Source organism: Paenibacillus polysaccharolyticus (assembly GCF_900102085.1).
GTDB classification, from domain to species: Bacteria; Bacillota; Bacilli; order Paenibacillales; family Paenibacillaceae; genus Paenibacillus; species Paenibacillus polysaccharolyticus.
This window is the reverse complement of the sequence record NZ_FMVM01000008.1, coordinates 1-23,017: the sequence shown is the minus strand read 5'-3', so window position 1 is coordinate 23,017 and position 23,017 is coordinate 1. Positions and strand designations below refer to the sequence as shown.

The 23,017-nt window shown below is 46.0% G+C and carries 21 protein-coding genes and 1 riboswitch; of the genes, 5 read left to right on the top strand and 16 right to left on the bottom strand.

The features are described from left to right. Positions 1 to 131: 131 nt before the first annotated feature. From BLQ13_RS12340 to BLQ13_RS12325, 4 genes are all read right to left on the bottom strand, one after another. Positions 132 to 341, bottom strand: a complete 210-nt coding sequence (locus tag BLQ13_RS12340) for a hypothetical protein (RefSeq protein WP_090919874.1) — start codon at positions 339 to 341, stop codon at positions 132 to 134. A 112-nt stretch (positions 342 to 453) separates the two neighbouring features. Then, positions 454 to 966, bottom strand: a complete 513-nt coding sequence (locus BLQ13_RS29165) for a 3D domain-containing protein (RefSeq protein ID WP_373323211.1) — start codon at positions 964 to 966, stop codon at positions 454 to 456. 455 nt (positions 967 to 1,421) lie between these two features. Beyond that, positions 1,422 to 3,359: a threonine--tRNA ligase gene (thrS, locus tag BLQ13_RS12330; protein WP_090919871.1), complete on the bottom strand. Its 1,938-nt coding sequence runs from the start codon at positions 3,357 to 3,359 to the stop codon at positions 1,422 to 1,424. Between the two features lie 410 nt (positions 3,360 to 3,769). Further along, complete coding sequence (locus tag BLQ13_RS12325) at positions 3,770 to 4,714, bottom strand: putative sporulation protein YtxC (RefSeq protein ID WP_090919868.1); 945 nt, start codon at positions 4,712 to 4,714, stop codon at positions 3,770 to 3,772. A gap of 232 nt (positions 4,715 to 4,946) precedes the next feature. On the opposite strand from BLQ13_RS12325, the gene BLQ13_RS12320 reads away from it, so the two are divergent. The 4 genes from BLQ13_RS12320 (at position 4,947) to BLQ13_RS12305 (ending at position 8,449) form a co-directional block, all read left to right on the top strand. Continuing rightward, entirely contained in the window at positions 4,947 to 5,348 is a 402-nt protein-coding gene (locus BLQ13_RS12320; RefSeq protein ID WP_139168886.1) for a hypothetical protein, read from the top strand. A 336-nt stretch (positions 5,349 to 5,684) separates the two neighbouring features. After that, positions 5,685 to 6,179 carry a cation:proton antiporter regulatory subunit gene (locus tag BLQ13_RS12315; RefSeq protein WP_090919862.1) on the top strand — a complete coding sequence of 165 codons (495 nt, stop codon included), beginning with the start codon at positions 5,685 to 5,687 and terminating at the stop codon, positions 6,177 to 6,179. A gap of 4 nt (positions 6,180 to 6,183) precedes the next feature. Next, complete coding sequence (locus BLQ13_RS12310; RefSeq protein ID WP_090919859.1) at positions 6,184 to 7,422, top strand: cation:proton antiporter; 1,239 nt, start codon at positions 6,184 to 6,186, stop codon at positions 7,420 to 7,422. Positions 7,423 to 7,543: 121 nt separating this feature from the next. Next, positions 7,544 to 8,449, top strand: coding sequence for a YitT family protein (locus BLQ13_RS12305; RefSeq protein WP_167375718.1), 906 nt, complete (start codon positions 7,544 to 7,546; stop codon positions 8,447 to 8,449). 122 nt (positions 8,450 to 8,571) lie between these two features. Here BLQ13_RS12305 and BLQ13_RS12300 read toward each other — a convergent pair whose 3' ends face one another. The 6 genes from BLQ13_RS12300 to metA form a co-directional block, all read right to left on the bottom strand. Next, positions 8,572 to 9,585, bottom strand: a complete 1,014-nt coding sequence (locus BLQ13_RS12300; protein WP_090919854.1) for a zinc-binding alcohol dehydrogenase family protein — start codon at positions 9,583 to 9,585, stop codon at positions 8,572 to 8,574. A gap of 38 nt (positions 9,586 to 9,623) precedes the next feature. After that, positions 9,624 to 10,556: an aldo/keto reductase gene (locus tag BLQ13_RS12295; RefSeq protein WP_090919851.1), complete on the bottom strand. Its 933-nt coding sequence runs from the start codon at positions 10,554 to 10,556 to the stop codon at positions 9,624 to 9,626. A gap of 274 nt (positions 10,557 to 10,830) precedes the next feature. Beyond that, positions 10,831 to 11,967 carry a cyclic dehypoxanthinyl futalosine synthase gene (gene mqnC, locus BLQ13_RS12290; RefSeq protein WP_090919848.1) on the bottom strand — a complete coding sequence of 379 codons (1,137 nt, stop codon included), beginning with the start codon at positions 11,965 to 11,967 and terminating at the stop codon, positions 10,831 to 10,833. A 242-nt stretch (positions 11,968 to 12,209) separates the two neighbouring features. Continuing rightward, complete coding sequence (locus tag BLQ13_RS12285) at positions 12,210 to 13,391, bottom strand: trans-sulfuration enzyme family protein (protein WP_090919845.1); 1,182 nt, start codon at positions 13,389 to 13,391, stop codon at positions 12,210 to 12,212. Then, a complete protein-coding gene (locus tag BLQ13_RS12280; protein WP_090919842.1) occupies positions 13,388 to 14,572 on the bottom strand; it encodes an aminotransferase class I/II-fold pyridoxal phosphate-dependent enzyme in 1,185 nt (394 codons plus the stop codon). Before BLQ13_RS12280 ends, BLQ13_RS12285 begins: the two co-directional genes overlap by 4 nt. 24 nt (positions 14,573 to 14,596) lie before the next feature. Beyond that, positions 14,597 to 15,514 (bottom strand): homoserine O-acetyltransferase MetA, encoded by a 918-nt coding sequence (metA, locus tag BLQ13_RS12275; RefSeq protein ID WP_090919840.1) that lies wholly within the window; start codon positions 15,512 to 15,514, stop codon positions 14,597 to 14,599. A gap of 126 nt (positions 15,515 to 15,640) precedes the next feature. After that, a riboswitch (SAM riboswitch) is annotated at positions 15,641 to 15,765 on the bottom strand. Between the two features lie 458 nt (positions 15,766 to 16,223). Here metA and corA point away from each other — a divergent pair. After that, positions 16,224 to 17,159: a magnesium/cobalt transporter CorA gene (corA, locus tag BLQ13_RS12270; protein WP_090919837.1), complete on the top strand. Its 936-nt coding sequence runs from the start codon at positions 16,224 to 16,226 to the stop codon at positions 17,157 to 17,159. Between the two features lie 109 nt (positions 17,160 to 17,268). On the opposite strand, the gene BLQ13_RS12265 is transcribed toward corA, so the two are convergent. The 6 genes from BLQ13_RS12265 to BLQ13_RS12240 form a co-directional block, all read right to left on the bottom strand. Further along, positions 17,269 to 18,270, bottom strand: a complete 1,002-nt coding sequence (locus BLQ13_RS12265; protein ID WP_090919834.1) for an HRDC domain-containing protein — start codon at positions 18,268 to 18,270, stop codon at positions 17,269 to 17,271. 188 nt (positions 18,271 to 18,458) lie between these two features. Then, entirely contained in the window at positions 18,459 to 19,337 is an 879-nt protein-coding gene (locus tag BLQ13_RS12260) for an ROK family protein (RefSeq protein ID WP_090919831.1), read from the bottom strand. A 77-nt stretch (positions 19,338 to 19,414) separates the two neighbouring features. Then, positions 19,415 to 20,101, bottom strand: coding sequence for an MOSC domain-containing protein (locus BLQ13_RS12255; RefSeq protein WP_090919828.1), 687 nt, complete (start codon positions 20,099 to 20,101; stop codon positions 19,415 to 19,417). A 27-nt stretch (positions 20,102 to 20,128) separates the two neighbouring features. Continuing rightward, positions 20,129 to 21,235, bottom strand: a complete 1,107-nt coding sequence (locus tag BLQ13_RS12250) for a phosphodiester glycosidase family protein (RefSeq protein ID WP_338060875.1) — start codon at positions 21,233 to 21,235, stop codon at positions 20,129 to 20,131. 5 nt (positions 21,236 to 21,240) lie between these two features. Beyond that, the gene (locus BLQ13_RS12245; protein ID WP_090919822.1) at positions 21,241 to 22,134 is read right to left on the bottom strand and encodes a 5'-3' exonuclease; all 894 of its coding nucleotides are present in this window, start codon (positions 22,132 to 22,134) and stop codon (positions 21,241 to 21,243) included. A 200-nt stretch (positions 22,135 to 22,334) separates the two neighbouring features. Beyond that, entirely contained in the window at positions 22,335 to 22,700 is a 366-nt protein-coding gene (locus tag BLQ13_RS12240; RefSeq protein WP_090919819.1) for an arsenate reductase family protein, read from the bottom strand. Positions 22,701 to 23,017: the final 317 nt, after the last annotated feature.

Here is a 23,017-nt window from a genome sequence, read left to right as displayed (position 1 = left end):
TCATTTTAGAAAAGGAACATGAAATCGGAAACATGAAAATGAAAACACCCCGGAGCAACCGCTCCAGGGTGTACAATTCATCATCGATTCTTTATTCATCTTGCATAGTTTAATGCTTGAACCGTAGCAACTTACTTTTTCATTTTTCCTGCACGGCCGGTTTGACCTGTGTTTTCTACTCCAAACTCGGCATTATATTTTTCATCAGGTGTTTGGAAATTGTCTTGTACTTTGTTTTGAGCGGATTGCTTCACTTTAGACGCGGCGCTTCCATTCTCCTGTCCAAATTCAGCATCATACTTCTCGTTCGGCGTTTGGTACCCTTGGGATTTCTTTGCCACAACGAATCACCTCTCTCTTCATATTTACACTGCCTGTTGCAGTGCGGGGTTCGTCCCCAGTCAATATTATGTGAAGAGAGCCATTTTGTTATTCAGGCATAACATTCCATTCTCAGATAGCTTTGTCCAGCCAGGAATCCGGTACAGTTTTATAGACATCGATCGCTTTGGACAACTCCGCCAGCATCTGCTCCGTACATTTCCCTGCACCCTGCTTGATAACCTGTACTTCAACATCCTTTTTACCCCATTCTTTGTACACCTGCTTGGTCGTCGGAAAATACAGATCGATCTTGTTGCCTTTAATGGCCGAACCTGTATCCGCAACGATACCGTAACCATAACCAGGTATATACAATATGGAACCCATCGGAAATAACTTCGGATCTGCTGCAATGGTAGATACGGTTTCCTTGTCCCGTCGAACCTTTACCCCAGAATACGTTATACCGTATTGCGGATGTTTTGGCGTTTTACCAGTGGATTCGACTCCTGCTGTATATCCTGTTGCCGTCACCTTCTGGGTTTCCAAAATTTGTTCTGAACGCGGTGCCAGCACTGGCATGGCCGGGTCAGCAGGATCAATCACCCGTTTGGCTGGTAATTCAGGTTTTGGCAACACCATTGGCTGTGGAGACCACATAAAAGCCATGTACACGAGTGTGGTCAATTGAGCCTCGTCTGTGTATACAGGTTCGAGTTGATTTTGCTCTCCTGTCTGCTCGGCTTTTAAATTACGAGCTACATCTTGTTTGTTATTATTGTTCATTTCCTGGACATGCATGATCGTGCTTTCCTCTTCAAATATATAGGCCTTGGCCTCATTGAAACTCATCAAAATCCCGGCAAATATGAAGCAGCACATGATGATGAACTTGTGGTTTTCATTGAATTTTAAAAAATGCTTTTTCATGGTATAACCTCCCCCTCACTTGCAAAGGGTTACCAAAAAGCATCTATCCTATACCTTTTGTCAGAGTATAGGTACAAAAAGAAACACAAAAACCGTCTGAAAACGATGGGTTCAGCCATGTTCTCAGACGGTTTCGTTAGATTTATTTTACAACACAGGATTCTAAACTAGACTTGTCTTGAAGCAATTTCTTCTTTCAACTGAGCAACAATCTCATCCACCAGCTTCATGCCCAGATCGCCCTCTCCGCGTTTACGTACGGATACCGATGCAGCATTTTTCTCGTTCTCGCCCACAACGAACATGTAAGGCATTTTTTCCAGCTGAGCTTCACGGATTTTGTAACCCAGCTTCTCGTTGCGAAGATCTGCTTCTGCCGCGATTCCTGCACGTTTCAGCTTCGCTTCTACTTCACGCGCATACTCATCGTAATTTCCGGATACCGGAATGACTTTGGCTTGTACTGGAGACAACCAAAGCGGGAATGCACCTGCGAAGTTCTCCAGCAAAAATGCAGTGAAACGTTCCATTGTACTAATTACGCCCCGGTGGATAACGACCGGACGATGCTTCTGTCCATCATCACCAACGTATTCAAGCTCAAAGCGCTCAGGGAGCAAGAAGTCCAGTTGAACGGTAGAGAGCGTTTCTTCTTTGCCCAGTGCAGTCTTGATCTGTACATCCAGCTTCGGACCGTAGAACGCCGCTTCGCCTTCAGCTTCATAGAACGGAAGATCAAGTTCTTCCACAACTTCACGCAGCATACGCTGAGACATTTCCCACATCTCATCGTTTTGGAAGTATTTCTCGGTGTCTTGCGGATCACGGTAAGATAGACGGAAACGATATTCGTGAATGCCAAAGTCTTTGTATACCGTTTGGATCAATTCAATAACACGAGCAAACTCTTCTTTGATCTGATCCGGACGTGCAAAGATGTGAGAGTCATTCAGTGTCATCGCACGTACACGGTGCAGACCTGTCAACGCACCTGACATTTCATAGCGATGCATCATACCCAGTTCGGCAATACGGATCGGAAGATCACGGTAGCTGTGCATATTGGATTTGTACACCATCATGTGGTGAGGACAGTTCATCGGACGAAGAACCAGTTCTTCATTGTCCATGATCATTTTCGGGAACATGTCTTCCTGGTAGTGCTCCCAGTGACCGGAAGTTTTGTACAGCTCTACGTTCCCCAATACAGGAGTGTAAACGTGCTGATAACCAAGGCTTTCTTCCAGATCAACGATATAACGTTCCAGTGTACGGCGCAATTTCGCACCGTTAGGCAACCAGATCGGCAGACCTTGACCTACGAGTTGCGAGAACGTGAACATTTCAAGTTCTTTACCCAGTTTACGGTGGTCACGCTTGCGCGCTTCCTCCAGGAAATGCAAGTGCTCGTCCAGCTGTGCTTTTTTCACAAAAGCAGTACCGTACACCCGTTGCAACATTTTGTTCTTGCTGTCCCCGCGCCAGTATGCACCCGCTACGTTCATCAGTTTGAACACTTTAATCTTGCTTGTAGATGGAACGTGTGGTCCACGACACAAGTCGAAAAATTCGCCTTGCTCATAGATCGTAATTACGCTATCTTCCGGTAAAGCATTGATTAATTCAAGTTTGTATGGGTCGCCGACTTCATTGAAAATATTGATGGCTTCCGCACGGCTAACTTCTTTGCGCACGATAGGCAGATTTTCATTGACGATGCGTTCCATTTCCTTCTCGATCTTCTGTAAATCTTCCGGGTTAAGCGGATGTTCGAGATCCATGTCATAGTAGAAGCCATCTTCGATGACTGGTCCTACGCCCAGATGAACTTCTTTGTTACCGTACAGACGTTTTACCGCCTGAGCCAGCAAGTGAGCTGTACTGTGGCGCATCACTTCAAGACCTTCAGGGGAATCCAGCGTTACGATCTCCACCAAAGCCCCTTCATGAATTGGAGTAGACAGATCCACCACGATGCCATCCAGTTTTCCTGCTGCGGCATTTTTGCGAAGCCCACTGCTAATTGAAGCGGCTACATCCTCAATACTGCTCCCATCTGCGTACTCACGTACAGAACCATCCGGTAGTTTAATGTTTACTGCCATTTGTCTCATTCCTCCTGTAAAATATACATCATTCATTTTCATTGTCATGCAATGGACTGATCATCTATTGCGTATTTCCAGTTCGCCCTTAGATCAACGAAAAAGAACGCAAAAAACACCCGTCCCGGTCAAGGGACGAGTGTTATATCTCGTGGTTCCACCCTAATTCAGCTGATTGTTCCTCATATTTAGGAAAACAGCCCTCATTGGCATGTCGGTAACGGGCATGACCCGGCAAATCCTTACTCACAAAACCGCCATCCTTAAAATGGTTGGGTAACCGGTTTTATTTTCAAAATTGCAGCTCCAAAGGGGTAAACCATACGCGATATCCGGAGGAAATTTCAGCCCAGGTTCCTCTCTCTGCACCGATCTAACGTGTGGCTCTTGTCTTTGTCAACGCTTTTGTATCAACAGTTATTATAATTGCCCAGATCGCCTGCGTCAAGACTTGTCAGCAATCCAGAACGAAGCACTTCACATTCGGGACATTGGTGGCATATTTGCACCTTATCTTCGAATATCTGGCATATCGTCGAGATGATGGGCAACTCGGGAGTGCTGGTGTGCAGCATGACTTTTTCGGGTGATATGGAAATAAGCGTACTCACGATCATATCCTCGATATCCATCTCCAGTTCCAGCCCTGGCATCTCCACAACCACCTGCTCATCTTTCTGCACAGGCAGCAGATTAAGTCCTGCATCAAGCACCTGAAATTCATGTTTGCCCTTGTGGATCAGATGGATTAAAGGAACTTTAGCCTCCTGAAAAAATACAAAATACTTCAACAGCCCCATGAACTCTTCATATTGACGATCCATCCAGAACTCATCGAGTGCATATTCCACGAGCTCCTGCAATTCCTGCTTGTAGGCACGTATACGGAAATTCAGGATTCCTTCGAGATGGAAAAAATGGATGTCCTCCAAATCCTGCCTTAAACCTCTCGCTAATGTTGCACGGCGGCGCTCCCGCAGGCCCGGTTGATGCAAGTCACTATTCACGAGCAGCGGCATGCAGATGCGGTGAACCTTCTCAACTTCGTGTTCATCCATTACCGAGCATGATTTGGCAATCATATTCTCTACCATGCTTCGTTCCTGTGTTTCCATTATATAATCCGCAATACCCAGGGAAAGCAAATCACTGATTCGTGGCAACCACTGCTGGAAATCTTCGTGATTCTCATTTCCTCTGCACGTCCAGACTGCTCTGCCATCCTTATGTTTGAAGGTGAGCCGGAAGCCTCTTTTACTTATATGTAAACCTTTGGTTTTTTCCTTAATGCATTGTTGAAAAAGGGCTGCCTCCTCTTGCCCACACACATCGGTCCATACTGTAAACAGTTCCATAAGAATCACTCCTTTCCTTTCTCTTCAAAGTATATGGCAAGGCCCAAAGGGATATACGAAGCGGTTTGATGGAAAGGGTGTCATGATTTCTCAGCATAAAACGCGAGCAAAAGTTTTTTGGCAAAAAGAATAATAGAAGGTTTCGTGAACTATGAATGAATGGTTTGGAGATCACGCAAAAATGTGTTATTATTTTTATAACAGTATCTTCACGGAAGGGGGGAAGCCGAAAATGAGACAACATCCTAGACTGCTCCATCACATGATTATTATCATTTTGTGCGTTTTTCAGGCGCTGTGCTTCCCGATTCCAATGCAGACAGAGTCTGCCGTTGGTGTATCCGTCGATGCCACTTCGAATAAAGAAGGGCTTGAAGTACTGTCTCAAATACCCGAGTCTCAGCAGAAACCTGTCATTCGCAAAAATCCGCAAGTGATGTCCAAGCTGGCTGCAGTTAAGCAAACCAAGCCTGTATTTCTTGTCCTCGCATTATTAATCGTGCTGCGAATTCCTACAGCAGGTCTGTCTTTTAAACCGTGGTATTGTCTGTTCAAGCGCAGATTATTTCTGTTGCCAATTAAATACACCAGTATGTATTTATCCCTCTCCCCAATGGCACCGAGATACGCCTGAGCTCGTTAAGAGCCTGTTTGCCGTATTCGTCAGGTTGCCAGAGCATGGAGCCACCTCTTTGCTACAGACGGTGTTCTCATGCATAACTTATAACCCATTATGTAAACGTTACTTTTGAAACAACTGGTTTGAACTTTATTTGTCATCGTTTATTTGTTGAACTTTATTTCACAAAACTGATCTTGATTACACATCATATATTCGGCTGTGTCAGGAATTACTGGCTCTGTTTCCCCACACCATTTGATGTTCCGCCTGAGCAGCAGATCAATTGATTACGGGAAGAAAGGCCTTCCTTCTATGGCCAGCCTCAATTACTAAGGAGGCATACTATCCATGGATGTACGCGAAACAGACTTGCCGGGAATCGGCAAAAAATTTCAAATTGAAACGAGCAGCGGTGATAAAATCGTCATTATTATTCACGATGATGGACGCCGTGAAATGTATCATTTTGAATATGATGACCCGGATCAAAGCATCTCTATGATTACACTTGACGACAATGAGGCAAGACAGATTGCCGCGATCGTTGGCGGATTAACGTACAAACCGAAACAACTTGAAAATATTGAAGTCACCTTTGACGATCTGATTATCGAATGGTACAAAATCGAAGCTTCATTCGGATGCATTGGCAAATCCATTGGTGAATTGAATGTACGTCAAAACTCTGGCGCAACGGTCATTGCCGTTGTGGAGAAAAATCATAAAAAACACATCAGCCCAGGTCCGGAGGTTGTGATTAGCGCAGAATCTACGGTAGTCGCCGTTGGCGAACGCAACCAGCAGAAGCTTTTCAAGTCCCTCCTCCTGACGGGAAGGGGGTAACTCGATGGATCATTTGATTTTTGAAGTGGGGCTCGCGCTGGTGCTCATTGCAGCAGCCGGCCTTTTATCCGCAAAACTGAGATTTTCGGTTGTTCCGTTCTACATTTTGATCGGAATGGCTGTGGGGCCACATGCCATGCAAATCTGGCATTTGGACTTCCGATTTATTGAAAGTCAGCCGTTCATCGACTTTATGGGTCGGATCGGTATTCTGTTCCTTTTGTTCTATCTAGGACTGGAGTTTTCTGTAGGTCGTTTAGTCAAATCGGGTCGCTCTATCGTTGTTGGCGGCTCGATCTATATCGGGATTAACTTCACACTTGGATTAGTATTCGGTTTTGCCTCCGGTTTCCCGGCAGCTGAGGCACTGATCATTGCAGGTATAACAACGATCTCGTCTAGTGCCATTGTTGCCAAAGTTCTCGTTGATTTGAAACGAACAGCCAATCCGGAGACCGAGATGATTCTGGGTATCATTATGTTTGAGGACGTATTCCTCGCCGTATATATTTCCATCCTGTCCGGACTAGTACTCAGTGATTCCTCCTCCATCGGAGGCGTAATCATGTCCGCACTGATTGCTCTCGGCTTCATGCTTGTAGTTATCATTCTCGGACGTAAAGCTACACCGCTACTGAATAAATTGTTGAAAATTCGTTCAAACGAATTATTTTCACTTGTCGTTTTCGGGGCACTGTTCCTTGTTGCTGGTTTCTCCGAAACGATCCATGTTGCTGAAGCCATCGGTGCTTTACTCGTTGGTCTTGTACTTGCCGAAACGGAACATGCTAAACGGATCGAACATCTGATTCTGCCGTTCCGAGATTTCTTTGGGGCTATCTTTTTCTTCAGCTTCGGGCTATCTATTGATCCGTTGTCCCTTGGTGGTGAAGCCGTTTGGCTCGCTTTGATTGCTGTAGTGATTACACTGTTTGGTAACTTCCTCGCAGGTATGCTGGCTGGACGCAGTGCAGGGCTTTCACCAAAAGCATCTGCTAATATCGGATTAACCATTGTATCTCGTGGTGAGTTCTCCATTATTATGGCCAATATGGGTAAAGCCGGTGGACTGTTACCATTGCTTCAACCATTTGCCGCGCTTTATGTATTAATCCTTGCTATTCTGGGGCCGCTATTAACCAAAGAGTCCAAACACGTATTCCGTATTTTGGATAAAATATTCAAGTTCAAAGATCCTCGCAAGAAAAAAGAGGAACCTAAAGTTCTGCAGAAAGAAGGCTAAGTAACATGTCTGTGCAGAGCAGACCTATGTTTGTATTAAGCAACTGAGCGGCTACATGCTGACCTTTCTGTGAAGAACCCAGGGAGAATGGCTCGAAGCCGCACTGAAGGAGGATGGACATGTGAAAACACCTCTGATATCGGCTAATCCGGTGCCACGTACTACGAAGAGTAGCATAGCGCCCTCCCGCCGCTGGCTAAATCTGTTTCTGGTCATCATTGGCGGAATACTAGCCTCCGTGGGACTTGAGTTGTTTCTGCACCCCAATAAAATTATTATTGGTGGCATAACAGGGATCTCTTCCCTGTTCGCACACTGGACGGAGCTACGAATCGGCTTATTCCTGTTTCTATTCAATGTTCCGTTTATATTTTTATCCTACAGGATCGTGAAGAAAAAGTTTGTACTTGTAACTGTTCTGGGTTTGGTTGTCTTTTCGATCGGTGCCATTGTGCTACATCCCATGCCGCCGCTCGTCGAGCATCCTTTGGCTGCTGCCATGTTTGGCGGGTTATGCCTGGGGCTCGGAATTGGGCTTGTTGTTCGGTATGGTGGGACACTGGATACGCTGGAAATCGGTGATCCGTCTTCTCGGCCACCTGAACGTGTGTTTAGCGGGAAACGGATGCTTATCGAAAAAATAATCATGCTGCTTAACTTGATCATACTGACAGCTGCTGGTGTTGTTTTTGGCTGGGATCAGGCCATGTATTCTATTATCGCTTATCTGATTGCCTATGAAATGGTGTACCTTGCATTCCGGGGATTCTCCCCCAAACGCAAAATATGCATTCTGACCACGCAACGTGCTCAAGTTGAAAAAGCTGTACGAAACCGCCTGCGCAGGGAACCAGGGAAGTTTGATGCAACACTCGAGTCTTCCCCGATCGCTGGCGCGGAGGTCTGGATCAAACAGATTCCAGGAACACTTTATTACGAAGTACATTTCCTGGAAATGATCTGGTTAAAATCCATTGTTCGGCACATTGACCCTCACGCAGGTATTATCTCGAATCCAGAAAAATGAAATAGCTAGCGAAAATAACGATATAACAAAACGCTCTCTTCCCATGAACTAATGGATCGTTCTCCATTGCTCATTGACCGGGAAGAGAGCGTTTCTTCGTACACATCTTCAAATTGTGAAAATTATAATTCTACGATTGCTTTAACCACTTGAGATTCGGGTAACAGCCAAGTATCCATTGCGGTTGGCAGCTCTTCAAAAGGTGCTCGATGTGTGATATAACCATCCATCGTTAATTTTTTATCACGCAACGTCGATAACACCTGTTCAAAATCCTCACGTGTTGCATTCCGGCTGCCCAGCATACTCATCTCACGCTTGTGAAATTCCGGGTCATGGAACGTAATGTCGGCTTTCACCAGTCCAACAAAAATCAACTGTCCACCGTGAGCCACATAAGGTATCGCGCCATTCATGGAATGTACGTTACCTGTCGCATCAAATACAGCCGTGGCATAATCACCGCCAGTAATCTCGGATACCCGCTGCAGAGCCTGTTCATCCGCCTGCACGATCTCATCCACACCGGCCCAGGTTCGGCTCAATTCCAGCCTGTCCAGATTTCGATCCACAGCAATAACGTATGCACCTGCTTGTTTGGCAAAGGCCATGACTCCCAGCCCGATAGGTCCGGCTCCAATAACAACAACACGCTCTCCTGGTTGAAGTGCAGCTCTGCGCACAGCATGAGCCCCAATGCTAAGTGGTTCAACCATAGCTGTCTCATCTAATGTTAACCCCTCTGCCCTCAGCAGATGGGAAACAGGCACTGTAATCCGTTCTCTCATACCACCGTCCACATGTACACCCATCACTTGCATGGATGCACAACAATTGGTTTTGCCTGAACGACAAGCAATACAATGTCCACAATGCAGATAAGGAATAATGCTTACCTGGTCTCCCGGCTGTAAACCTGCCTCGTTCGGGCCAATCTCTTCGATGATACCTGCAAGCTCATGACCAAGTATACGAGGATACGTAAAAAACGGCTGATTGCCTTTGTACGCATGCAAATCTGTACCACAGATACCAATTCGCTGGATAGCGACCAGTGCTTCTCCCTCACCTCTTTCGGACTGCGGCAAATCCTTCAGCACCAAACGATCAATTTCTTCACATACGATAGCTCTCATCACTGTTCCCCCTCAGATCCATTCGACGATATATTTAACTATCCGTTATATTCAGCACGACCACTCGGCCAAGTTTCATTGTTTAATGGAGCCAGAATACGTAATACCTCTTCCAGAAGTTGCTTATCTACAGGTTCTTCAACCCAGGCCGCGTTGTTGACAATGTTTTGCTGGCTCGCGCTACTAACGAGAGTTGTTGGGATTTGTTCATTTGCTGTAGAAAATTGTACTGCCAGCTTGGCGATATTACTGCCTTGTTCCTCGCAGAAGCGGGCAGCTTTCAAACAAAGCTCTTTTACCCGTTCACCCGCTGGATGCCAAGCCGGTGTTCCGCGCGTGCTAAGCAATCCCATTGAAAGTGGGGAAGCGTTTACAAGTCCAACCCCTTTTTCCTCGAGTAACGGCAGTAGCGATAACAATGACGTATCATTTAGAGCATAATGACAATAGGAGATAATGGCATCCGCATCAAGCTGCGGCAACATTTTTTCGAATAAAGGCAACGGCAAACCGCAGATTCCGGCGTAACGAATCACGCCTTTCTCTTTCAGTTCTAACAATGTTGGAAAAGCTTCTTCAATGATGATCTCAGGAGCCACAAACTCGATATCATGTAAAAATAAAATATCAAGATAATCCGTATGCAACCTTGCCAGACTCTCTTGTACACTCTCCAAAATACGCTTGCGAGAAAAATCAAACTCGTTCTCACCATACCGTCCAGCTTTGGTTGATAACGTATAAGAGCTACGCGGCAAACTACGGATTGCTTCACCGAGTACCGTCTCCGCCTTGGTTAAACCGTAGTACGGCGACACGTCTATATAATTCATACCTGCATCGATCGCTGCATGAACGGTACGAATCCCTTCATCCCGGTCAATATCACGAAATACAGAGCCCAGTGATGATGCGCCAAAGCTCAAAACAGGTACGTCTAATGCTGTCTTTCCCAATTTTCTTGTTTTCATCGATTCGTTCCTCCCAGCAGGTTTGACTACACAACTGTCCCTCCATTGTATCAGTTAAAAATCTATATAACATATCGTCAAATGCGTAATATGTACTGTTTAATGATCTCGATTCCTGGATAAAAGGAGAACTGTACCTGAATCAGGTACGCACAACGAAAAGGGCCAAAGCAGGTTTGACTGCTTTGGCCCTTTTAAGCGGAACGAGTTGCTATTTACTTCACATGATGTGAAATAAATTAAAAACCATATTGCTTTTCTATAAATGTAGGGATTAGTTCTGCATTACGAAATCTTTAGGCACAATGCTTTCTTCATCAAACATACGCAGAATATCGTAACGGGTGTTGCGCTGTGCCGGAATATAACCAGACTCCCGAATCAGACGCAGAATGGATTCAATGTTCACTTTGTATGTTGCTCCTGCGGAGGATACAACATTCTCTTCAATCATCGTGCTGCCGAAGTCATTACAGCCGAATTCGAGTGATTTCTTACCGATTTCAGGTCCCATTGTGACCCAGGAAGATTGGATGTTTTTAATGTTATCTAACACCAGACGGCTAATCGCTACCGTTTTCAGGTACTCCTGTGGAGTTTGACGCTCCAGCTTAAGGTTCGTATTATCTGGCTGGAATGTCCACGGAATAAAAGCGAGGAAGCCTTCAGAATCATACTTATTGGCAATACACTCATCCTGCGCTTCACGTACACGCATCAGATGCAGCGCACGCTCTTCCATGGATTCACCCAGACCAATAACCATCGTAGCTGTAGTATTCATACCGATTCGGTGAGCAGTCTGCATCACATCCATCCAGTCGCGCCATGAACCTTTCAGACGGCTGATTTTGCGGCGTGTACGGTCATCAAGAATCTCGGCTCCGCCACCTGGCAAGGAGTCAAGTCCCGCCTCGTGAATGGCACGAACTACCTCTTCCAGCGTAAGACCATCGGATACTTCAACCATTTTCATAATCTCAGCTGGTGAGAACGAGTGCATCGTAATATTCGGGAAACGTTCCTTGATCGCTTTCAACAAGTCCGTATAATAGCTGAAAGGCAGATTTGGATTCGTTCCACCTTGCATCAGAATTTCTGTTCCGTTGACATCTTCAGTTTCCTTGATTTTCTGGAAAATCACTTCGTCCGGAAGCACATAACCTTCTTCTGAACCAGGTCTGCGGTAAAAAGCACAAAAACGGCAGTATACGTCGCACACATTCGTGTAATTGACGTTACGCCCAATAACAAATGTTCTGTATGGTTCAGGGTGCATACGTTTCATGATTACATTGGCAGCTGCCCCGATTTTGTCCACTTCGTCTGATTCAAATAACTGAATCGTGTCTTCCAAGTCTAAACGTTCGCCCCGAAGGGCTTTATCTAAGATACGGTCTACCGTACTCATCGTAAAAAAGCCTCCCTCGTAAAGAGAAAATAATACGACGATCACTCCCGGCTTGTTAGCAAAAAGCAAGTCGTGGCTGTAACATCGCATTTCTGTACTCCACATATCGTAACACAGGTTACATGTGAAAAAAAGCACCTTATGAAAAGGTGCTTATAAAATAAGTTAAAATTTTGACATATGAAAACCGTTTGAATGCTAGCTGCATCCGATTTTACCGTGCACCTATTTAGTCGTTCAATTTATAGCGTGGCTTGCAACGCTTGCTCGAGATCAGCAATCAGATCATCAATATCCTCAAGCCCTACAGAGAAACGCAGCAACCCATCGGTAATTCCACGCTCATGTCGAACTTCCGCAGGCATAGCTGCATGAGACATCATCGTCGGGTACGAAAGTATGCTCTCCACTGCTCCCAGACTTACAGCTACAATGGGCAGTTTCACCTGATTCAGGACAGCTTTTGCACGATCACCTGAACCGACGTCAAACGATACTACGGCACCGTAACCTGTCGACTGACGCTCATGTGCTTCACGGCCCGGATGATCCTCAAGTCCAGGGTAATACACAGCTGTTATATCCTGACGCCCTTTGAGCCAAGCGGCCAGTTTGGCAGTACTCTGTTCACTGTGAGCCATCCGCGCACCCAGGGTCTTCATCCCGCGCATCAGAAGCCAGGATTCCTGAGCTCCGAGAACGGTACCTAGTCCGTTTTGCAACTGTTTCAATTGTCTGCCCAGCTCGTCTGTACGCGCAACAGCCAGACCAGCCAGCACATCACTGTGACCACCGAGAAACTTCGTAGCACTATGTACAACGATATCTACGCCGAGCTCAATAGGACGCTGATAGTACGGTGTCATAAACGTATTATCCAGAATGGTAATCAGATCATGCTCCTTGGACCAGGACGTCACTGCGGCAATATCCGTAATCTTCAAGGTCGGATTGGAAGGTGTCTCCATGTATACGGCCTTCGTGTTAGGCTTGATTACTGCTTTGACTTGTTCAATGTCAGTCATGTCAACAAAAGTAGTCTCAATCTGCATCCGACTTAGTATCGTTGTGAGTAGACGATATGTCCCACCGTATACATCTTCCGTTACGATTATATGATCCCCTGCGGAGAACATCATGAACACACTGGAGATTGCAGACATCCCTGACGAGTATGCAAATCCACGTACCCCGCCCTCAAGCAACGCGATGTAATCTTCCAGAGCCTGACGAGTCGGATTACCTGAACGGCTATAATCATGTTGCGGCGGATTAAAGATATCAAAGTGATGGAACGTGGAAGCTTGATAAATCGGTACACTTGAGGCACCTGTTGTTTTATCAATTTCATCTCCAAAGTGAAGCAGCTTGGTGTCAAACTTCAGCTCCGACGTACTGGGCTTATGGTTACTTGATTCACTCATGAGGTTACGCCTCCTTCAACTTCCTTCTGTGCTGCCAGCAATGCTTCATTCAGATCCGCGATCAAATCTTCTGCATGTTCGATGCCTACCGAGAAGCGAAGCAGACGATCGTCCACACCTACAGCGTCACGAATTTCAAGCGGAATATCCGCATGGGTTTGCACCGCAGGATACGTCATGAGTGATTCTACACCACCGAGACTTTCTGCAAATGCAATCAATTGGATATGACGCAGCAATGGCTCAACATAGCGTGCATCCTTCACTTTAAACGAAAAAATGCCTGTATTGCCGGAAGACTGCTTACGCTGAACTTCATATCCAGGGTGATCGGACAAACCAGGATGGAATACTTCAGCTACAGCCGGATGTTCCAAGAGGAACTTCGCAATGGTAAGTGCGTTATATTCATGACGCTCCATGCGAAGAGCCAGTGTTTTCATACCTTTCATCAATTGATATGAATCACTCGGTGATAACACAGCCCCAATGGAGTTATGAAGGAACGCCATCTCGTCAGACAAGGCTTCACCTTTGGTGATGATCAATCCAGCGAGCACATCATTATGTCCGCCCAGATATTTAGTCGCACTATGGATAATAATATCGGCGCCAAGTTCAATCGGACGCTGGAAGAATGGAGTCAGTAGCGTATTATCTACAATGGTCAACAGGTTGTGTTTTTTCGCCCAGGAAGCTACGGCTTCTATATCCGTAATCATCATGAGCGGGTTAGTTGGTGTCTCGATGAATACTGCCTTGGTATTCGGCTTACGGATGTTCTCTAATGCTTCCAGATCGTTCGTATCTACATAACTTGCGTTTACACCGAACCGGGATAAAATCCGTTCCAACAGGCGATATGTACCGCCATACAGGTCAAGAGAAACGATCAGGTGATCCCCTTGGCCGAACATCGCAAAGATCGTTTGCAGTGCTGCCATGCCCGAGCTACAAGCAAAACCTGCATCACCGGACTCCAGAGCCGCTGCTGCTTCCTCTAACACTTTGCGCGTTGGGTTTGTTGTACGGATGTAATCAAACCCCGTGCTTTGTCCCAGCTTCGGGTGACGAAACGCAGTGGATTGATAGATCGGAAAGTTAACAGCACCTGTTACGGGTTCATTGATGGACCCAATTTGAGCTAGACGGCTTTCAATTTTCAACTTGTTATCTTCCATTACTGCATCCTCCTGTAATCTTGATTAGATTTGTGGGCCAATATCGTAAGGGGTTTCCTGATACACATAGTAATTGAGCCAGTTAGAGAATAATAAGTTAGCGTGTGCACGCCATGTAGCCGGAGGTATCCGAGAAGGATCGTCCTTTGGATAGTAGTACTTCGGCAGCGCGATGTCCAATCCCTTGGCAACATCACGGTCATATTCCCATTTCAATGAAAACGGATCATACTCGGCATGTCCTGTAGCGAAAATTTGCTTCCCGTCCTTGGTGGCAACCAGGAATACTCCTGCTTCTTCGGACTCTGCCAAAATTTCGAGTTTATCATTTTTCTCAATATCCTCACGTCTTACCTCCGTGTGACGGGAGTGTGGAACGTTGAACACTTCATCAAATCCACGCAGTATCGGAACATGAGGTTTGTTGATCGTATGCGGGAATACGCCAAAACACTTTTCATCCAGCGGAACTTTGGGTACATCAAAATGGTGGTATAGACCGGCTTGTGATGCCCAACAGATATGCATCGTCGAAGTTACATTGGTTTTGGTCCATTCGAAGATTTCCTGAATTTCTTCCCAATAGTTCACGTCTTCAAAATCCATTTGCTCCACCGGCGCGCCTGTAATGATCATCCCGTCAAAACGGCGATGCTGGATCTCATCAAAGGTTTTATAGAACAGGTCGAGGTATTCTTGAGATGTGTTCTTGGATGTGTGGGATTTGGGATGCACCAGCACAACATCCACTTGAATCGGTGTATTACCTACCAGACGAAGCAATTGCGTTTCCGTCGTTTCCTTCGTAGGCATCAGATTCAGTATGGCGATTCGGAGTGGACGAATATCCTGCTTGTATGCGGATGATTCGTCCATGACGAAAATATTCTCGCTCTCAAGCACTTCTTTGGCTGGTAATGTGTCTGGAATTTTAATTGGCATAGTGAGTTGACTCCTCCTTTTTCATGGGTCGCATCTGGTGCGAAAATCACGCTCTGAGAAGCTCTGCATATGACAAAGACCTCTCTCGGATTCCGAGAAAGGTCATATGTAAACAGATATGCGCCTCTCTCATCTCTCAGTTACAACAGCATCACAAGGATGCTTGGTCGCTGCAAGAATTAGCACCGTGCGTTATATCGCCGGTTGCCGGGTTTCATCGGGCTGGTCCCTCCACCTACTCTTGATAAGATTTCGCTGTATTCAATTTTAATTCAGATATATTAACTTTTACTTTAAAACATTACTGCCCTCACGTCAAGAACCAGTTGATTGGTTTTAAACCTAAACTCGGAACCGTTCATCATCCGTTGTCATACACTGCCTCAGAGCGTGAAATAGACACATTTTTGCGCTTGAAAGCACCCTAGACCAGCGGTATACTAGACAAGTGTTTATAAGCCCTTATGTGAGAGGTGACATATTAAATGGATGGCGACCCGAGGCCCAACTGGCAGTCGAATTCCGAACAACTGCATAGAGAATTGACATCAGCATGTCGGCAGCGGGACGTTTCTTCCGTTTGATTATAGATTGATGACGCAGTACAGTCCTGATAACAGGCTCCGCTGCCGACCGGCTGATCTGTTCTTTTGCGCCCATATTAACGATGAAATCCGCCAAGACGGCGGGTGCAGAAGGAGTAGATAACATGAAAATCCGGTTGGTTAACAACGGTGTATTTATCCCGGTGGATGACATTCAGCAAGCGCTGACTCCACCAGCAGAAGGATTCTACTGGATTGATGCGGACGTGGACGACTTGGCTGTACTTCAGCCGCTGTTCTCCATGCATGATCTGGCTGTTGAGGATTGCTTGAGTGATGAAGAACAGCGTCCTAAGATTGAGATTTATGAGAACCATTATTTTATCGTGATTAATAGCATTCGTTTCGATGATGAAGAGATCTTCCTGCGTGCAGTCAATCTCTTTCTCGGTAGACATTTTATCATTACGGTTACCAAACAAAAGATCAGCGAACTACGTACATTGAAGCCAATTCTCTGGGAACAGGAAATCAGCAGTCCAGATCGTCTCCTCTACTTGCTTGTTGACTTGATTGTGGACAATTACTTCACCGTTGGTGATCGAATTGAAGCGCGAATTGAGAAACTTGAGGAAGACATTCTGATGCATACCAAAAAGTCACATCTGAATGAGATTATCGGTCTGCGAAGCGAGATTTTGTGGCTGAAGAAAGTACTGGGACCTCAAAAGGAGGTCATCAATACACTCAACAAAAAAGATCTGCGTCTCATTGATGATCAGCTGCAAAAATATTTCAGCGACATTTACGAGAACGCCGTAAAAATATCGGAAACCTTTGAAACGTACCGCGATCTGATGGGTAACTTGCGAGAAGCCTACCAGTCCAGTATCGCTAACCGCGCGAATGAGATCATGCGTGTGTTTACTGCCATCACCACCGTGTTCATGCCTCTGACCGTTATCACCGGTATTTATGGAATGAACTTCGACAACATGCCCGAATTACACTGGAAATACGGGTATTATGCTGTTATCGGCCTGATGATTACACTCGGCCTGACGATGTTCTTTATTTTCCGTAAAAAAGACTGGATCTGAAACGACCGCTCTATCCGCTATATCATACCATTTAAAGAATAAGACGAAGCGCTCCTTCACAGGGACGACTTCGTCTTTTTTAATATCACCGCCTCACGGCGTATTTTAGCTAACCAACATTACGCTCTGTTTCAGTATGTCTCCGAAAACGGATGCGAATCATCCGTAACCGTTCATACACTTGCTCCAAGCTCCCTCCTTCAGGGCGCTCTCCTCCGTAAACTTTATGTAACACAGGCTTCAGAAATGTATCTCCTAACTCCTCATATGCATTCCATACCGCCTCTTGTTCAGTCTCAGGCATAACGGCCAGTTCTACATCCAGCAATGAATCCGTGTCATACCCTTCCAGATCCAATGTTTCGAGCAGTTCGATTAATTCACGCCGGGATAGACCAGATCGATTCACGATCTCTTCTAAGGTTTGTCCCTCTTTCATGCCTTCCAGCACGTGCTTACGCGTAATGAATTTATCCAGTTCCTGCTTGTACTTCTGCTCTTTCTGCTTATATAACCAACTTTCGTACTCTTCTTCTTGCAATACGATGTACACCCAGTCTAACGGAAAAGGTCTCGATTGTTCGATTCCACTCATCATTTCAAGCCATTCCAGCCCATATTCTGCTGCTTTGCTCTCACCAACACCCGGCAGTTGCATCAGCTCATCCATCGTATGTGGAACAAACGCACTGATCAGCCGCAACAAACGATTCGTCGCCACAAAATAAGGGGCCTTCCGATCCGAAGCCGCTTTTTGCCTGCGCCATGTGCATAAATCCTCATACAATTGTTCATTTCCGTATAATTCACTAAAACAATGCAGACGCTGGCCTGCATAACTACGTAGCTTCAGATCCTCATTTTCGTTGTACAACCCATGCATCAATGGACGATACCCTTCGCTCATCTGCATGGCAAGTTGATGACGATATATGTGCATCAGCTCTTCCCACGAATGCCCTTCATACCAGATCGTATCTTCCCGATCCCCTGCTTCATAACGACTCCATCCCAAGTGCCAAGTATTCTCCTCCTCGCCAATCCATAACTGGGCAATCTGCTCATGCTGATCAAACACTCTGGATAATTTGTTCATGAAAATGACTTCCATTGCTAGTTCCCTCCTTTGGACGATACAGCCTGTTCGATTAACGAAGTATTCTCTGTCTCTGTCTCCAGACAACACAAAAAAGCACCTCTCTCGCAGATCGCTGCAAGAGAGGTGCTTCCTCATTAACCGTACTATGCTGTTGAACACATCATACCATACTGGTAAATTTCGTCAATCCCTAAATGCGTTTATTTTGACAAGGCCAGTTTCGCCAGTGCCAGCGAACCACACAAGCCAGCATTATCTCCCAGACCTGGTGGAACAACATACGCATCAATTCCAGCATGAAGTGACGGATGTTGCACATAGCCTGCCAGCAATTCCTGTAGTTTGCTACGAACCATCGGGAATAGGTGCTCCTGTTTCATCACGCCTCCGCCCATCACTATTTTCTGAGGCGAAAGAATCAGCACATAATTCATTAGAGCATGTGCAAGATAATGCGCTTCAATCTCCCAGGCTTTGTGATCTGCTGGCAATTCATAAGCAGGTTGTTCCCAGCGCTTGTTCAGGGCCGGCCCCGCCGCAAGCCCTTCCAGACAGTCTCCATGGTATAGGCAAAATCCTGCATATGAATCCTCGGGATGTCTCCGCACGATAATATGGCCCATCTCGGGATGAGACAATCCGTGCACCATTTTTCCGCCAACGACAGCTCCTGCACCAATACCTGTACCAACCGTAATATACAGACAGCTATCCAGCCCCTGTGCAGCTCCCCAAGTGGCTTCACCCAAAGCTGCTCCATTCACATCGGTGTCAAACGTCATCGGTACATCAAAGTGTTCTTTGAGTTTGCCAATCATGTTGTACTGTCCCCAATGCGGCTTCGGTGTTGTCGTAATATAACCATAGGTTGGACTTCCTTCAATGGGATCAATTGGCCCGAAAGAACCTACCCCCATTGCTTCAATACCTTTGCCCTCAAAAAAAGAGATGACCTGAGCCATCGTTTCTTCCGGCGTGGTTGTAGGGAAACTAACTCGTTCCAGGACCTCTCCGTGTTCTGTACCAAGGCCACATACAAATTTGGTTCCGCCTGCTTCAATCGCACCTAAAACTGTCATGTTGATCTCACTCCTACGTTGGTTTGTAATAGGAACACTGCCGTATCCATATAGCGGTTCGGACTATTCAGCAGGGCTCAGTTACGCTCAAGCTTGTTCAACCGTTTAAGCAATGTCTGTTTCCAACTATCCGAGAGCACAGGAATAGAGAGTAGAGCCTGCATCCCTTCCACGTCCTGTTTCCCCTGAAGCATGATCCGGTTAGCTTCAAGAATCGTCATGTATGAAGTATCTGTGCGAACTCTTCTGAAACGTGATGCAGGGCCAACCTCTCCCTCTTGCAATACTCGAAAATAAAAACCGGTATGCCCGCTTTCCTGAAAATATACAGGCAACTCCTTGTAATCATATCTTATACCCAGCTTGAAACATGGTTGTCTCGGCTGACTGACTTGCACCTGCGCATCACCGAGTTCAAATACATCACCAATGCGAATCTCTTCCTCAGCGCATCCTGTAACGGTCAGATTCTCTCCGAATGCCCCCCACTCCAGCTTACGCTCCATCAGACGCTCAATCGCAGAATAGCGACTATGATCGTATACACAAACAGCTTTATCTGGACCACCGTGGTGCACCAGATCCGCTTGAGCATCCCCTGTCATTCCAGTGAATGACAGGAAAACCGGGGCGGAGACAGGATGTTTCACAATACCACTCAACACTTCATTTTTCTGGCCAGGCAATGGCTTAGGTTGCCCTATATTAATCGCCAGAACTGCCGTGCTTGCCTCTTCTGTTATCGAATCGGGTACAGGTGTCATGCCACATCATACCTCCATGATTACTTTTTATCGAACAGAACCACCAAATACTAATGTATTACTTAACAGCCGCCCTGGAGAAGTCAGCATTTTGCCACCTGCATACATCCCAGAGGATGCACCGCCATCCAAGTTCATCGCCTGTTTAGCTCCCAGCTTTTGCATCACAGCTGCCCATTCTTTTATTGTAGCACCAGAAACGGTAGCAAGCATCACCGAACCGTCGGCCATAATCGCAATTCCGCTTCTCGCTCCGGATGCATTCAGAATTTTGGGATCTTTGAACCCCTCACTTGCCGGATTTACCGATACCTTGCCATCCTTCACCAGACGCGGGCCAGCTCCCACAGCTGTGTCCACCTCCTGCCACGGAATTTCCTGACCGGCTGCGTTCGTATATCTGTAATTCATCTCTACGGTGGAGCCTACCGTAAATCGGTCAGCTGTGGACTTCTCTCGACCTGTGAAGACAAGAACAGAACCGTTTTTGGGAATCGCTACGTTTGTATTCGGTACTTTTTTGGTCACAACACCCTTTTCCATAATCACTGCCGTTCCGCCCTTGAAACCAACATTGGCTCCACGTTCTGGGGTGTACAGCATCGAGATGCTTGCATCTGCTGAAGGTGTCCGGTTAACAAATGTTGCATACCAGCCGCTTGATTTTCCTTTCGTATCTGTGACCGTGCCCGTTAAGCTCACTTGAAGCGAATCCATTATCGCCGACCCATCTGCCTTAAAACCGATGGATGTGCCATATCTTCCTATATGTATAACTTTACCATTTGCTATTAACATCCCGTAGGGATCTGGTGCTCCATGATATGCTTCAAAAAAAGCTCCGTTGATTGCTGCTTGTGCGCCGTACGCTTTTACAATAGACGGCAATGTAGCGGTTTGACCAACCTGTTTCTTAGCAAGTCCTACGGTTACTGGTGTTCCTTTTGGAATGGACACGGTCTGTACACTAAAACTACGTCCTGCTGCCTTCACTTTCTGTACTTTGACGCTAATCGCTGCTTTGGCATCCGCTGTCTGCGGTGCACTCACCGCCCCCGACAGCAACACCGGAAGTGCGAGGACGAGGGCCATTGCCCCAGTCCACCACTTTTTACTCGTTTTTTTCATCAACATGTTGCTCACCCTATCGCCACTCCCATCCAAGAGCCTAGGCTCTTCATCTCAAGTTGTTCAAACTTGTCCATCACCGTATCCGGGTCCAGACGCAATTCACAGCCTTCCAGCGTACAAGCCACCGGAACTGCACAGTGAATCTCTGCCAGCCTGCGAGACAGATGCAACATATCGAGATCGCTCTCGATTTTTTTACGTACTGAAGGGGTAAGTTGATCCAGATTGCTTAAAATCCCTTCGATCGATCCATACTCTTGCACAAGCTTCAAAGCCGTTTTCTCACCAATTCCACGCACTCCGGGATAATTGTCGCTGGCATCTCCCATCAAGCCCTTCATATCAACAACCTGACGTGGTGTCAATTGTTTCTCAGCCATCAATGTTTCGGGATTGTATACCATGTAGTTGCCGTGACCTTTTTTCATGATAATGATACTTGTGCGGTCATTAATCAGCTGTAACATATCATGGTCTCCGGTCAGTACCATCACATTCATATCGATTTCTTCCGTGTAATATTTGGCAAGTGTTCCGATACAATCGTCAGCCTCATACCCTTCTGCACCAATATTCGGAATGTTTAGACTATCCATCACTTCACGAATCAGAGTAAACTGTGGAATAAGGTCATCTGGTGCTTCAGCACGATTACCTTTGTATGCTGCGTACTCCTCACCGCGAAACGTCTTGCCTCCCATATCCCAACAGCAGATGACATGGCTTGGTCCAAACGTCTGAACCGCATCCCAAAAATAACGGATAAACCCATAGACTGCATTGGTCGGAAGCCCTGCCTTTGTACGTCTGATATATCCGCTTGCAGATGTTGCGTAGAATGCCCGGAACAACACTGCCATACCGTCTACCAGTAACAAAGTAGGTTCATTACGTTGATTCACTTGAATTTGTTCTCTCCTTGATCTATGAAAGCTGGAACAACAATTGATTCCAACTTCAATAGCATATTAAATATCGAAACTCATTCTATCATTATAACATAGTTACGCCAACCCTCATGGAGCATAATTATGCCACTACCTCGTTGAACCAAAAAAGCCCTGAATTGCGAACAATTCAAGGCTTAGCTCTGGTGAATGTCTTAGGCGTTGTTCCATTCCTGCTCATACGTATCTTCCTTGAAACCCACGGTGACTGTTTCTCCATCGGTTACAATCGGACGTTTGATCAGACGACCATTGGAAGCCAGTAACGCAATCTGCTCTTCCTCGGACATCCCTGGCAGTTTGTTTTTCAGCTGTTGCTCTTTGTAGACTTCTCCACTGGTGTTAAAAAACTTTTTCACTTCAAGTCCGCTTTTTTGAATAAGCTCTGTCAATTCGTCTTTCGATGGTGGTGTATCAAAAATAGGAATTAGCTCCAGTTCATGCCCTTTCGCTTCCAACCATTTCACAGCCTTACGGCACGTACCACATTTTGCATATTGGTATACTTTCAGTTTTGTCATGGATGTTCCTCCCACTCGGGTTTTGGTCTATCGCTTCCCTTGGTTTGCTCCGCAAATCCAAAAGTCGCTCCATCCCAATACCCTCGCTCAGCAATTTTTTAGTCGAATGCGGGCTTATCGCCCCTCATTACGACGTGATTTTTCAACATTTATTCCAACATTTCTAGAGCTAGAGATTTTACGAACTCAAGCTTAACTACCTTAAAGCCTGAAGATTCTTAAAAGCTCTAAAACCTCTCTAGCCTTCGGCATGCTGTTCAGCTGCGCTGCTCTCTGAACTCTAAGGCTCAAATACCTTAAAAGCTCAAAACCTCTCT

What these genes read in the sequence shown, in the direction of transcription:
- BLQ13_RS12260 (WP_090919831.1), bottom strand. Translation starts at nt 19,337, where the DNA reads ATGACAGTTTTAGGTGCGATTGAAGCAGGCGGAACCAAATTTGTATGT.
- BLQ13_RS12300 (WP_090919854.1), bottom strand. Translation starts at nt 9,585, where the DNA reads ATGAGAGCTATCGTATGTGAAGAAATTGATCGTTTGGTGCTGAAGGAT.
- mqnC (WP_090919848.1), bottom strand. Translation starts at nt 11,967, where the DNA reads ATGAGTACGGTAGACCGTATCTTAGATAAAGCCCTTCGGGGCGAACGT.
- BLQ13_RS12265 (WP_090919834.1), bottom strand. Translation starts at nt 18,270, where the DNA reads ATGGAAGTCATTTTCATGAACAAATTATCCAGAGTGTTTGATCAGCAT.
- BLQ13_RS12280 (WP_090919842.1), bottom strand. Translation starts at nt 14,572, where the DNA reads ATGGAAGATAACAAGTTGAAAATTGAAAGCCGTCTAGCTCAAATTGGG.
- BLQ13_RS12285 (WP_090919845.1), bottom strand. Translation starts at nt 13,391, where the DNA reads ATGAGTGAATCAAGTAACCATAAGCCCAGTACGTCGGAGCTGAAGTTT.
- BLQ13_RS12250 (WP_338060875.1), bottom strand. Translation starts at nt 21,235, where the DNA reads ATGTTGATGAAAAAAACGAGTAAAAAGTGGTGGACTGGGGCAATGGCC.
- BLQ13_RS12315 (WP_090919862.1), top strand. Translation starts at nt 5,685, where the DNA reads ATGGATGTACGCGAAACAGACTTGCCGGGAATCGGCAAAAAATTTCAA.
- corA (WP_090919837.1), top strand. Translation starts at nt 16,224, where the DNA reads ATGAAAATCCGGTTGGTTAACAACGGTGTATTTATCCCGGTGGATGAC.
- metA (WP_090919840.1), bottom strand. Translation starts at nt 15,514, where the DNA reads ATGCCAATTAAAATTCCAGACACATTACCAGCCAAAGAAGTGCTTGAG.
- BLQ13_RS12310 (WP_090919859.1), top strand. Translation starts at nt 6,184, where the DNA reads ATGGATCATTTGATTTTTGAAGTGGGGCTCGCGCTGGTGCTCATTGCA.
- BLQ13_RS12295 (WP_090919851.1), bottom strand. Translation starts at nt 10,556, where the DNA reads ATGAAAACAAGAAAATTGGGAAAGACAGCATTAGACGTACCTGTTTTG.
- BLQ13_RS12320 (WP_139168886.1), top strand. Translation starts at nt 4,947, where the DNA reads ATGAGACAACATCCTAGACTGCTCCATCACATGATTATTATCATTTTG.
- thrS (WP_090919871.1), bottom strand. Translation starts at nt 3,359, where the DNA reads ATGGCAGTAAACATTAAACTACCGGATGGTTCTGTACGTGAGTACGCA.
- BLQ13_RS29165 (WP_373323211.1), bottom strand. Translation starts at nt 966, where the DNA reads ATGGTGTTGCCAAAACCTGAATTACCAGCCAAACGGGTGATTGATCCT.
- BLQ13_RS12325 (WP_090919868.1), bottom strand. Translation starts at nt 4,714, where the DNA reads ATGGAACTGTTTACAGTATGGACCGATGTGTGTGGGCAAGAGGAGGCA.
- BLQ13_RS12240 (WP_090919819.1), bottom strand. Translation starts at nt 22,700, where the DNA reads ATGACAAAACTGAAAGTATACCAATATGCAAAATGTGGTACGTGCCGT.
- BLQ13_RS12255 (WP_090919828.1), bottom strand. Translation starts at nt 20,101, where the DNA reads ATGACACCTGTACCCGATTCGATAACAGAAGAGGCAAGCACGGCAGTT.